Source organism: Eggerthella sp. 1_3_56FAA (assembly GCF_000185625.1).
GTDB classification, from domain to species: domain Bacteria; phylum Actinomycetota; class Coriobacteriia; order Coriobacteriales; family Eggerthellaceae; genus Eggerthella; species Eggerthella lenta.
Genome location: NZ_GL622581.1, coordinates 99533 through 111865 on the forward strand (window position 1 = coordinate 99533; position 12333 = coordinate 111865).

The following is a 12333-nucleotide window of genomic DNA, read 5'->3' on the forward strand; positions in this document are numbered from 1 at the left end:
ACATGGTCAAACTTCGAGGAAACCTCACTGATAAGATGGAAGCCAATCCCGGCAAGGTGCATTTCCGCCGGTGGAAGGCCATGAGCATCGGATCACGCATCTCGCTCGTCGTGCTCATCCTGATCGTCATGATCGCCGTGTTCGCCAACATCCTGGCGCCGCACAACACGCTTGAGATCTTCACGGCACGCCAAGCCCCCGATGCCCAGTTCCTGTTCGGCACCGACGACAAGGGCCGCGACGTGCTGTCGCGTATGATGTACGGCGCGCGCTACTCGCTGATCATCGGCCTGGGCGCCACCGCCTTCGCCCTCGTGTGCGGCTCCATCATCGGCGCCGTCGCCGCCGTGGCGCGCAAATGGGTGTCCGAGGTCATCATGCGCATCCTGGACGTCATCATGTCCTTCCCCGGTATCGCGCTGGCCGCCACGTTCGTGCTCGTGTTCGGCAACTCGGTGCCCTCGCTCATCTTCGCGATCGGCTTTTTGTACATCCCGCAGATCGCCCGCATCGTGCGCGCCAACGTGGTGAGCGAGTACAATCAGGATTACGTGCGCGCCGTCGTCGTTTCCGGCGCCCGCGCCCCCTGGATCCTCGTGAAGCACGTCATCCGCAACTGCATCGCCCCGGTCATGGTGTTCACCATCGTGCTGGTTGCCGACGCCATCGTATTCGAGGCGTCGCTGTCGTTCATCTCGGCCGGCATTCCCGAGCCCACACCCACGTGGGGCAACATCCTGTCCGACGCCCGCGGCGGCGTGCTTGCCGGTCGTTGGTGGCAGGCGCTATTCCCGGGTCTGGCCATCATGATCACCGTGCTGTGCCTGAACATCCTGTCCGAGGGCATCACCGATGCCATGGCCGCCGCGCCCAAGGCCCCGGTCAAGGCCGATGACGCCGCCGTCCGCGCGAACCGCGAGGCCGACAAGCTCGTGGCCGACCCCACGCTGGCATACGCCGCCCAGGCGGAGATGCTCGAACAGCGCCTCAGCGAGCTTCAGGCGATTGAGAAGACGCGCACCGACCGCTTCGAGGCGCGCACCGACGTGCCGCCTATTCTGGAAGTGAAGGATCTGTGCATCAAGTTCCCGCGCCACGGCGACGTGAACGTGGTCGACCACGTGAGCTTCGTGGTGCGCCCGCGCCAGACCATGGGTCTTGTGGGCGAGTCCGGCTGCGGCAAGTCCATCACCTCCCTTACCATCATGGGGCTGCTGGATCCGAAGGCGAAGGTGTCCGGAGAGATCCTCTACGACGGCCAGAACCTGCTGAACATGGATCAGAAGCAGATGAACGCCTTGCGCGGTCGCGAAATCGCCATGATCTACCAGGACGCGCTCTCTTCGTTGAACCCGTCCATGCTGATCAAAGCCCAAATGAAGCAGCTCACGAAGCGCGGAGGAACCCGCACGGCCGAGGAGCTGCTGGAGCTGGTAGGACTCGATCCGAAGCGCACGCTTGACTCCTACCCCCACGAACTGTCCGGCGGCCAGCGCCAGCGCGTGCTCATCGCCATGGCGCTGACGCGCGACCCGAAGCTCATCATCGCCGACGAACCCACTACGGCTCTCGACGTGACCGTGCAGAAGCAGGTCATCGACCTGTTGAACAAGCTGCAGAAGGAGCTGGGCTTCGCGATGGTGTTCGTGAGCCACGACCTGGCGCTCGTCGCCGAGGTGGCCAACTCCATCACGGTCATGTACGCCGGCCAGGTGGTCGAACAGGGCCCGGTGTCCGACATCCTGTGCCATCCCGTGCACGAATACACCCGCGGTCTCTTGGGTTCGGTGCTGTCCATCGAAGCCGGCGGAACGCGCCTGCACCAGGTGCCCGGCAGCGTCCCCAGCCCGAAGGACTTCCCCGAGGGCGACCGCTTCACGCCGCGCTCCAGCCATCCTGACAAGGTGTCCCAGCTGCGCCCCGTGCTCAAGCGCGTGTCCGACTCCGACCACTACTACGCCGAGCTGCCCGACAGCGAGCTCAAGCGCCTCGGCATCAAACCGTACGTCCCAGGAGGTGCCATCATATGAGCGAGCAGGAACGCGTGAACGCGGGCGTCCAGCCCGCAACGGGAGCGGGAGAACCCACCCCCATCATCTTCCTCGACGACATCCGCGTGACGTTCAAAACGCGCACGGGCTCCATCCTGCATCCGAACAAAGTGCAGGCCGTGCGCGGCCTCACCCTCAAGCTCATGCCCGGCGAAACCTTGGGCATCGTGGGCGAATCCGGCTGCGGCAAGTCCACCACGGCCAACGTGATGTGCGGTTTGCAACAGCCCACGTCGGGCAAGGTGTTCTTCAAGGGCGAGGACGTGACGAAGCGCTCGGCTGCGCAGCGCCGTCTCATCGGCCGCGTGATCTCGGTGGTGTTCCAGGATCCGGCCACGGCGCTGAACGCGCGCATGAGCGTGCACGACCAGCTGATGGATCCGCTCGTGGTGCACAAGGTGGGCGACAAGACGTCCCGCGAGCGCCGCGTGCTCGACCTCATCGAGATGGTGGGCCTGCCGAACTCCGTGCTGGATGCCCTGCCGGGCCAGCTTTCCGGCGGCCAGCGCCAGCGCGTGGCCATCGCGCGCGCCCTGTCGCTTGAGCCCGACGCCATCATCGCCGACGAGCCCACCAGCGCCCTCGACGTGTCGGTGCGCGCGCAGATTTTGAACCTGCTGATGGATCTCAAGCGCGACTTGGGCCTGTCCATGGTGTTCATCAGCCACGACATCCAGACGGTGCGCTACATTTCCGACCAGATCATCGTGATGAACGCCGGAGAGGCCGTGGAGCGCAGCGCGGCGAAGGACGTGTTCGAGCACCCGAAAGACGCCTACACCAAGCTGCTTCTGGGAGCGGCTCCGTCGCTTCTGCATCCCGAATTGGGCAAGTAAGATTACGACGTTTCCCCTGCGCCCTCGGTTGAACCGGGGGCGCTTTTTATGTGGCGACCTGCCCTCTTGCGTTGACGCTTACGCTGAGGGAGTTTACCCTTTTACCGTTTACCGACGAACAGAGAGAGGCTTGCTCCTATGACTGATTCACCGTTTCGCGGCGTCATTCCCCCCGTCGTCATTCCGCTGACCGAGAAGCGCCAGCTCGACCTCGAGGCGCTCGAGCGCTCCATCAACCGCATGATCGACGCGGGCGTCGACGGTCTGTTCTTCCTGGGATCCTCGGGCGAGGTTGCCTTCCTCACCGACGCGCAGCGCTACCACGTTCTGCAAGAGGCCATCGCCATGGTGCACGGCCGCGTACCGGTGCTCACGGGCATCATCGACATGGAAACCATGCGCGTGGTCGACCAGGCCAAGCGCGCGACGGGCTACGGCGTGGACGCCCTCGTGGCAACCGCCCCCTTCTACGCCCTCGGCGGTCCCAAAGAGGTGGAACGCCACTTCCGCGCCATCCGCGAGCACACCGACCTGCCGCTGTTCGCCTACGACCTGCCCGCTTGCGTGCACACGAAGCTCGATCCCACGATGCTCGTGCGCCTCGGCGAGGACGGCGTGCTGCAGGGCGTGAAGGACTCTTCGGGCGACGACGTGTCGTTCCGCTGGCTGTGCCTGCAGAACGAGGACGCCGGCCACCCGCTGCAAGTGCTGACCGGCCACGAGGTGGTCGTGGACGGCGCCTACCTGGGCGGTGCCGACGGCTCGGTTCCGGGTCTGGCGAACATCGATCCGGCAAGCTACGTGGAGCAGTGGCGCGCCGCGCAAGCCGGCGACTGGGAGCGCGTGCGCGAGATCCAGAATCACCTCGCACGCCTCATGTACGTCACGCGCGAGGTGAAGGCCACCGTGGGCTTCGGCGCGGGCGTGGGCGCGTTCAAGACGGCGCTGTGGCAGATGGGCGTGTTCAACACGAACCAGATGCGCGAGCCCGTGTGCGCGCTCGAAGGCGAGGACGTGGAGCAGATCGTCGCCGTGCTGAAGCGCGCGGGACTCATGGACGCCGACGCGCCGATCCGCCAGGCGCACTGGGATGCGTGCCCCGTCTCGCCCGGCGCTCCGGCTTGCAAGTAGCGTGAGCGCCGCATGAGCGTCGAACATCCATGCACGATTGCCGCCTTCGACGTGGGCGGCACGAAGATGGCGGGTGCGCTCGTGCGCTATTCCGCCGCCGATGCGGCGCCGACGGTGGACGCCCTGCGCAGCGTTCCCACGGAAGCCCAGCGCGGCGGCAGCGCCGTGCTGGACACCCTGGCCTCGCTCGTGGCCGACGTGGTAGCCGATGCCGAAGACGACGTTGTCGGCATCGGCGTGGGGACGGCCGGGCTCGTGGACGTGCGCACGGGCGGCATCGCGTTCGCCAACGAGCTCATGCCCGGCTGGACCGGTCAGCCCGTAGCCGAGCGTCTGAGCGCGTCGCTCGGCCTTCCCGTGGCCGTGCTCAACGACGTGAAGGCTCATGCGCTCGGCGAAGCTCGTTGGGGCGCTGCCCGCGGCGCTCAAACCTGCTTCGTTATCGCAGCGGGCACCGGGCTCGGCGGCGGCATCGTGGCGAACGGCCGCGTGCTGCTAGGCGCGCACGGGTTCGCAGGCGAGCTGGGGCGAACGCCCTGCCCCGATGCGCTGGGCACGCCGCGCGCCTGCGGCACCGCCAGCGAGCTTGAATCCATCGCGGCCGGCAGCGGAATCGAAGCCCGTTACGTCGCAGCAGGAGGCGAACGCCTTGCGGGAGACGAGATAGCCAGGCGCGCCGCAGACGGCGAGGAGCTGGCACGCCGCATCATTCTGGAGGCGGGCGCGGTGCTCGGCGAAGCCATCGCAACCTGGACGGATCTGCTGGATCCGGAACTTGTCGTGCTCTCAGGCTCGGTATGCAACGCCGGAAAAGCCTGGCGAGCCGCCCTGCAAGAAGGCTTCGAGCGACAGGCGCCTTCCGTGATGCACGGCCTGCCCATCGTCGATGCCGCGCTCGGCAGCCGAGCCCCGCTCATCGGAGCCGCCGAATACCTGCTCGATACCCTGAAAGGACGATCATGACCGATCCCCTGATTTCCTCCCTGCAAGGCAAGCTCATCGTCAGCTGCCAGGCCTACGTGGGCGAGCCGATGCGCCACCCCGAAACCATGGCGCAGGTTGCCCTGTCCGCCGAACGCGGCGGCGCAGCCGCTATCCGCTGCCAAGGCCTTGCCGACATCGCCGCCATCAAAGGCCAGGTGGAAATCCCCGTCATCGGCCTTTGGAAAGAGGGGCACGACGGCGTCTACATCACGCCGACGCTGCGCCACGCGCGCGCCTGCATCGCCGCCGGCTCCGACGTGGTGGCCATCGATGCCACGGCACGCCCCCGCCCCGACGGTCGCACCTTCGAGGAGACCGTGGAGGCTTTGCGCGGTGAAACGCTGATCATGGCCGACTGCTCCTGCATGGACGACGTGCAACGGGCGCTCGAAGCCGGTGCGGACATCGTGTCCACCACCCTGGCGGGCTACGTGCCCGGCGGCCGCGAGAAAACCGCCGGCCCCGACCTCGAGTTCCTGCGCGAGGCCGTCGCCGCAGCGGGCGACGTGCCCGTGTTCTGCGAGGGTCGCATCCACACGCTCGCCGATGCGCAGGCGGCCATGGAGGCGGGAGCCTTCGCCATCGTGGTGGGGACGGCCATCACCCACCCGCAGTCCATCACTTCCTGGTTCGCCGACGCCATCGGCTAGGACGCACCGAATCCGATGCGCGAAGCCCTGGAGGGGATCATCCCCCTCCAGGGCTTTTTTCATGCCCGTCAGCTCACGTGCGCCTCGGCGGTGACACGCGCCTCCGGATCGTCCAGAACCGAGCGGTCGAGGCCGCCCGCAACATGCGAGGCTGTAATGCCCGCCACCATGGAGTCGCTGACGTTGAGGGCGGTGCGACCCATGTCGATGAGCGGCTCCACGGATGCGAGGACGGCCACCACCTCGATAGGAAGCCCCATCGTCCCCAACACGATGAGCGAGGCGAACGTCGCTCCCCCGCCCACTCCTGCCACACCGAACGAGCTGATGGCCACCACGGCGATGAGCGGCACGAAGAACGTAGGAGACAGCACGTCGATGCCTACGGTAGGCGCCACGATGGTGGCCAGCATCGCCGGGTACACGCCCGCGCACCCGTTCTGCCCGATAGACATGCCGAAGCTTGCCGCGAGGTTCGCCGACGCGCTGTCCACGCCCAGGGCTTTATGCTGCGTCTCGATGTTGAGCGGCAGCGCGCCCGCGCTCGAACGCGATACGAACGCGAAGCTGAGCACGGGAAACGCCTTCTTGAAGTAGGTCGCCGGATTCACGCGGTTCGCCAGCAAGATGAGACAATGCACGCACAGCACCGCCAGCAACGCGCCGTAAGACACGAGCACGAACTTTCCCAGTCCGAGGATGGCGCGGTAATCGCTCGCGGCCATCACCTTCGCGATGAGCGCGAGGATACCGTACGGGGTGAGCCCTAACACCATGGCCACTATCCGCATGACGATGCCGTACAGGCCGTCGATGAAGCTCTTGAAGAAGTCTGCCTGGTCAACGTCTTTATCGCGCAACCTGATATATGCGACGCCGAGGATGGCCGAGAAGATGACGACCGCGATGGTGGAGGTGGATCGGGCACCAGTGAGGTCGGCGAAGGGGTTCGTCGGGATGAACGAGAGGATTTCCTGCGGCAGCGTAAGGCTGGCAGCCTCGCTCTGCTGGGAGGCGAGCGACGAAAGCTCGGCGGCATCGGGGGTCGCGGCATCGAGGAAGCCCGCATGCGCAAGCCCGGTCAGAACCGTAGCACCCCAGCCTAGCACGGCCGCAACGGTCACCGTGCCCAGCAGCACGGCCAACACCGCGAAGGCGATGCGCCCGAAGTGCTCGGTGACCTCCGCGCGCGTGAACGCCCCGACGATGGCCACGAACACGAGCGGCATGACGAGCATCTTCAACAAGCCGATATAACCCTGTCCCACGATGGATATCCAGTCGAGCGCCGTCGTGGCAGCATCCCCGTCGCGGCCGAGCAACAGCTGGATTCCCAAACCTAGCAGGACGCCCAGCCCGAGCGCGGTGAACACCCTCGCCGTGAAGCTTAGGCCCTTCGATCGCATGATCTTGAGCACGACGAGCATGGCGGCGAACACCGCCAAGATACCTGCGACGGGCACCAGCACCTCCATCGACATAGGCAACGCCCTTCCTCGTTTATCCGACGAAAAAAGTAGAGTATAGGACGAGCATGCCAAGAAGAAACCGGAAAGCCGTCAAAGAGAATGAAGCGTCACCGAACGGTAGCGCCGCCGGCTGCCGCCCCCCCCTAAAAAACGGCAAAGGGCGAAGGGCTCTGCACAGAGCGGCCGAGAGCGTCGGTCGCCTCCGCACGGAACCCTTCGCCCCGCTGCCGAGCCCTCGCCCGGCGCGATGAACGCAGAAAGCTACCCCAGCAGCTCGCCTCGCAGGATCACGTGGCGCACGCGGAGGTTCTCATCGAGCACCACGGCGTCGGCGATCTTGCCGACCTCGATGCTGCCGCGCTCCCCTTCCAGCCCCAACGCGCGGGCAGGATTGGCGCTGGCGGCCCGAACGGCTGCATCCAGCGGGATGCCCATGTCGCGTACGGCGACGCGCACACACGCCATGAGGTCGGTGGCCGAGCCCGCGATAGTGCCGCTGCGCAGCGTGGCGACGTTGCCCCGCACGGTGACATCCTGGCCGCCCAGCGAGTACTCGCCGTCGTCGAGGCCCGTCGCCATCATCGAGTCGCTGATAAGGATGACCCTATCGGCTCCGAAAGCGGCGAACAGGAGACGCATCATGGACGGATGGATATGCACCCCGTCGGCGATAAGCTCGGGCATCACCTCCGAATGGTCGAACGCCGCGCCGATGGGGCCGGGCTTGCGGTGGTGCAGCGGCGGCATGGCGTTGCACAGGTGCGTCATCTGCCGAGCGCCGGCTTCGATGGCCGCGCACGCGGTATCGTAGTCGGCCTGCGTATGCGCGATGGACACGCGCACGTCGGACGACACCGAGCGGATGAAATCGAGTGCGCCGTCCACCTCGGGCGCCACGTCGACCAATTTGATGAGATTGCCCGAACGTTCCTGCAAGCGACGGAACATCGCCTCGTCGGGCAGATGGAGGTAGGCAGGGTTCTGCGCGCCGATGTTGCCGGGCGAGATGTAGGGACCCTCCATGTTGATGCCCACGAGCGCCGCCCCGTCGCGCTTCGCCTCGTAGGAGGCCGCGGCATCCATGATGGGAGCCAGCACGTCTTCGGGATAGGTCATCGTGGCCGGGCAGATGGCCGTCACGCCGCACGAGGCCTCGTGCCGCGCGATGGCGTCGATGGCCTCTTCGGTGCCGTCGCAGAAGTCGTGCCCCACGCATCCATGGAAATGCAGGTCGATGAGGCCCGGAACGACGTAGCATCCCGACGCGTCGAGCACCTGACCGTCAGCCGCCGTCGCCGCAGTGCCCTGCGGGTCGACAGCCGCGAAGCGCTCGCCTTCGATGACGATGTCGGCGGACGCGAATCCCGCGCCCGTCAGAACCGAGCCGCCCCTTACTTGCACAGCGCACCCGCTGCCGGATCGACAATGACGGTGGCGTCGGGATGGAACTGCAGGATGGACGCCGGCACTTCGGGCGTGACCGGGCCGAAGAACGCCTTCTTCACGATCTCGGCCTTGTGGGAACCCTCCACCACCACGAGCACGCTGCGCGCGGCCATGATGGTGCCGATGCCCATGGTGTACGCCTGGCGCGGCACGTCTTCAACGCGGTCGAACAGGCGGCTGTTCGCCTGGATGGTGCTCTCGGTGAGATCCACGCAGTGCGTGGCCTTCGGGAACGTGTCCTCGGGCTCGTTGAAGCCGATGTGCCCGTTCGGGCCGAGGCCGAGCAGCTGCAAATCGATGCCGCCCGCCTCTTCGATGGCCTGTTCGTAGACTGCGCACACGGCCTCGGCATCGGGGTTCGAGCCCTCGGGCACATGCGTGCGTGCCTGATCGATGTCCACATGATCGAACAGGTGCTTCTTCATGAAGTAGCGGTAGCTCTGATCGTGCTCGGGATCGAGGCCGCGATACTCGTCCAGGTTGAACGTGGTCACGTCGGCGAAGCTGATCTTGCCCTGCGCGCAATCGTCAACGAGGCACGCGTACAAGCCGATGGGCGTCGTGCCCGTGGCCAGCCCCAGCACGCACGACGGGTCGGCCTCGACGAACGACGCGATGCGGTCGGCGGCGCGACGGCTCATATCCTCGGTGCTCTCGGCGATGATGAATTCCATGGAACCTCTCTTCTCTCGGATCGAACGGATGCGGATACGGATACGGATACGGATCTATGTCCAGAACTGCGCGGTTTCGATGATGTCGCGGTACGCCCACGGATACACGTCGGAGTACCAGCCCGTCTCGGGCACGAAGCACAGAAGCGCGCTGTACAGCACCGACACGGCCACCAGCACGAGCAGCACCTTCATGAGCAGGTTCTGCACGGTCGAACCGGGCTGCAGGTTCTCGTTCACGATAAACACGAGCAGCACCACCGCGGCCAAGAACATGAAGCTGAAGTCGGCGAAGTATCGTTGCAGGATGCCGGCCATCTCCGCATCGGCCAGCGCCACGATGACGCCGCCCAGCAGCAGCACGACGATGACGCCCGCGATGGTGCGCGTGGAGCGCTGGCTCATGCGCAGCTGCAGGACGCGCTTCGCGAACGGCAGCACCCACAGCACCGGCAGGCACGCGAAGATGCCGCCGAAGGTGACTTCCTTGATGGTCTGCCCCATGTACGTGGTATCGAACGGCGCCGGCTGCAAATACGGGAACACGCCCGTTGCGCTGGGCGGTTGCAGGAAGTAAGCGAACAGCGCCGGGGCCAAACGCCCGATGTTCCACCCGCGCTTCGTCATGTCGTTCACCGTGAGGTTGTAGTTCGCCCCGAAGTCCGTGAACGAGCCGAAGCGCGCATGGTTGTACGCCATCAGGCCGGCCGCCACCACGAGGTAGGGCGCGATGAGGCAGGCGAACTCGCGTGCGCCACGCGGGGTGAGCAGCCGGCGCTTGGTGATGTACGCGCGCCAGAACAACGGAAACGCCACCAACGACAGCACCAGCAGCTGCGGGCGGCATCCCGCGACCAGCGCCATGCACAGCGATCCCGCAAGGTACCACTTCTCGGGTCCCGCCGAAGCGCGCCCCTTCATCCAGAAGTACAGGCCCCACACCGAGAACGCCAGGCCCAGTGCGATGGGCAGCGAGTAGAACGTCGGGAACTTCAGCAGGTACAGCACGCCGCAGCACATGACCAGCGGTATCTGCAGCAACAGGTACAACCCCAAGCTCACCCGTTTGAAGTGGTAGCGCGCGAACCGGTCCAACAGCGCCGAGCATCCCAACACGAACGCCACGACGGCGATCAGCACGCCGATGGCCGTGGGGAAATTCGCGCCCGTCAGCAAGTAGAACGGCAGGTAGAACAATATGACCGGCACCACGCCGAAGTACACGTAGTAGTGCCCGTTATAATACGCCACGTCGAAAAGATAGGGCTCTCCCGTCTCCTTCTGCATCTCGTCGCGCGCGCCCTTGTCGTAGGGGTCGTTGGAGTCTTGCAGCCACTGCGGCGGCTCCTCCTCCAGGTACAGCTGGCCGCGAGCCATGGCCTTCGCCAATTCCGCGTACTGCTGCGCGTTGTCACCGCCCACCTCGAATACGTTGACCAGGCTCTTGCCGTCCCACGAGCCGCTGTTGTAGCTTTGCGTGGCCACGCCCACGAGATTCGATCCCAGGAACAGGAACGAGCCCAGCAGACACACCTCGATAGCCACCGTTGCGACGATGGCGGCCTTCGACTTGCGCGGCTCGCTGACGATGCCGATGCGGTAGATGGCCGAGCCCGGACGGAACGCGAACGCCAACGCCAGCAGGCCCATGCAGACGAAGAAGCGCGTCGTGTTGAAGTCGAACGGGTGATGCGCGTTGAGGACGATGTCGCTCAGCTTGATGGGATAGCTCACGTCGTCGCCCGCGATCTCGATACGCAGGTTCTTCACGAGGCCCGTCGTGTTGAGGTTGATGTACTCGCTCTGATCGCTGAACGTGGACACCCCCACCGGTGGCACGCCTACCGTGTACTCCGTGGAGTCGAAGTACGTATGGTGCGCGTCGTCAGTGAACTGGATCTTCACCGTCAGATCCTGCGCAGGCTGCCGGTAGTCGAAGTTCAGCCAGATGTTGTGCACCTCGGTGTTGAGGTTCGAGAACTCCAGCACGTGGTTCACCGCGGTCACCTTGTACTGGTCGTCAACGGTCTCCTGCAAGGTGAGCTTGTCGTTCAGCGAGATGGTGTTGTAGTTCGCCGACGTGAAGTAGTTGATGTTGAACAGGAACGTCTCGAGCAGAAGCGAGATCAGTACGATGGCAAGCGCGCTCTTGATCAGGTGAACCGCCGCCAAGCGGTGCCTGCTCATGAAGCCGTTGTAGGCATAGGCTATGTTCTGGCGTACGGTCGGCATATTGGTATGGAATTATAGATGAAAAAAGGCGGGCGAGGCAGCTCAAGCCCCGTCCGCCTTCAAGATTGCGTGCAAAAAGCGCGCGGACGCGCTTTACAGACCAAGCGCCTGCTTCACGTCGGCGTACACCACGTTCGGATCGCGATCGCCGTCGATGGAGACGAGCAGGTCGCAGCCGCGATAGTAGTCGATCAGCGGAGCCGTGGACTTCTCGTACACGTCGAGGCGGTTGCGCACCGTGGCCTCGTTGTCGTCGTCGCGCTGGTACATCTCGCCACCGCACTTGGGGCAGGTCTCGTCGGCGGCGGTGCCGATGTAGTTGCAGTCGCGGCACATGCGACGCGAGGTGAGGCGCTTGACGATGACCTCGGGATCCACGTCCACGAGCAGCGCCGCGTCCAGCGGGCGTCCCAGCTTGGACAGCTCGGCGTCGAGCGCGACCGCCTGGGCGGACGTGCGCGGGAAGCCGTCGAGGATGAAGCCCTTCTCGGTGTCCGGATCCTGCAGGCGCTCGGTGACCAAGCCGATGATGACATCGTCGGGCACGAGGTCGCCCGCGTCCATGAAAGACTTCGCCTTCTGCCCCAGCGGCGTGCCGGCCTTTACGGCAGCGCGCAGCATGTCGCCCGTGGAGATGTGCGGCGTGCCGAACTCTTCAACCAGCTTGGCCGCCTGCGTACCCTTACCAGCACCCGGCGCCCCTAACAACACGATATTCATGATGGTTCAATCCTTTCGACATACAATCGATGCGCCGTATTGTATCAAAGCCCTACGCCGTACGCGCGCATTTCAACAGAAAGACAGCCAGAGCGAACGAATGCGCCCCGAAGGGCGCATAATAAACTCGCAGGTCGTTC

10 protein-coding genes are annotated in these 12333 nt (G+C 65.2%); 5 read left to right on the forward strand and 5 right to left on the reverse strand.

Features of this window, described 5'->3' with window-relative positions:
• Nucleotides 1–2 precede the first annotated feature (2 nt).
• The 5 genes from HMPREF1023_RS10670 (at nucleotide 3) to HMPREF1023_RS10690 (ending at nucleotide 5652) form a co-directional block, all read left to right on the forward strand.
• On the forward strand, nucleotides 3–2030 hold the full coding sequence (locus HMPREF1023_RS10670) for a dipeptide/oligopeptide/nickel ABC transporter permease/ATP-binding protein (protein ID WP_009306326.1): 2028 nt from the start codon (nucleotides 3–5) through the stop codon (nucleotides 2028–2030).
• Entirely contained in the window at nucleotides 2027–2887 is an 861-nt protein-coding gene (locus tag HMPREF1023_RS10675) for an ABC transporter ATP-binding protein (protein ID WP_009306327.1), read from the forward strand. The genes HMPREF1023_RS10670 and HMPREF1023_RS10675 overlap by 4 nt, the downstream gene beginning before the upstream one ends.
• 138 nt (nucleotides 2888–3025) lie before the next feature.
• Nucleotides 3026–4018: a dihydrodipicolinate synthase family protein gene (locus HMPREF1023_RS10680; RefSeq protein WP_009306328.1), complete on the forward strand. Its 993-nt coding sequence runs from the start codon at nucleotides 3026–3028 to the stop codon at nucleotides 4016–4018.
• Nucleotides 4019–4030: 12 nt separating this feature from the next.
• Nucleotides 4031–4981: an ROK family protein gene (locus HMPREF1023_RS10685; protein ID WP_009306329.1), complete on the forward strand. Its 951-nt coding sequence runs from the start codon at nucleotides 4031–4033 to the stop codon at nucleotides 4979–4981.
• The gene (locus HMPREF1023_RS10690; RefSeq protein ID WP_009306330.1) at nucleotides 4978–5652 is read left to right on the forward strand and encodes an N-acetylmannosamine-6-phosphate 2-epimerase; all 675 of its coding nucleotides are present in this window, start codon (nucleotides 4978–4980) and stop codon (nucleotides 5650–5652) included. Before HMPREF1023_RS10685 ends, HMPREF1023_RS10690 begins: the two co-directional genes overlap by 4 nt.
• A 68-nt stretch (nucleotides 5653–5720) precedes the next feature.
• Here the strand turns inward: HMPREF1023_RS10690 and HMPREF1023_RS10695 are convergent, their stop codons facing one another.
• The 5 genes from HMPREF1023_RS10695 to HMPREF1023_RS10715 form a co-directional block, all read right to left on the reverse strand.
• Complete coding sequence (locus tag HMPREF1023_RS10695) at nucleotides 5721–7133, reverse strand: L-cystine transporter (protein ID WP_050784836.1); 1413 nt, start codon at nucleotides 7131–7133, stop codon at nucleotides 5721–5723.
• Between the two features lie 249 nt (nucleotides 7134–7382).
• A complete protein-coding gene (gene nagA, locus HMPREF1023_RS10700; RefSeq protein WP_009306332.1) occupies nucleotides 7383–8522 on the reverse strand; it encodes an N-acetylglucosamine-6-phosphate deacetylase in 1140 nt (379 codons plus the stop codon).
• A complete protein-coding gene (gene nagB, locus HMPREF1023_RS10705; RefSeq protein ID WP_009306333.1) occupies nucleotides 8513–9241 on the reverse strand; it encodes a glucosamine-6-phosphate deaminase in 729 nt (242 codons plus the stop codon). The genes nagA and nagB overlap by 10 nt, the downstream gene beginning before the upstream one ends.
• Nucleotides 9242–9295: 54 nt before the next feature.
• The gene (locus HMPREF1023_RS10710) at nucleotides 9296–11473 is read right to left on the reverse strand and encodes a hypothetical protein (protein ID WP_009306334.1); all 2178 of its coding nucleotides are present in this window, start codon (nucleotides 11471–11473) and stop codon (nucleotides 9296–9298) included.
• Nucleotides 11474–11566: 93 nt separating this feature from the next.
• Nucleotides 11567–12193 (reverse strand): adenylate kinase, encoded by a 627-nt coding sequence (locus HMPREF1023_RS10715; protein WP_009306335.1) that lies wholly within the window; start codon nucleotides 12191–12193, stop codon nucleotides 11567–11569.
• Nucleotides 12194–12333 lie beyond the last annotated feature (140 nt).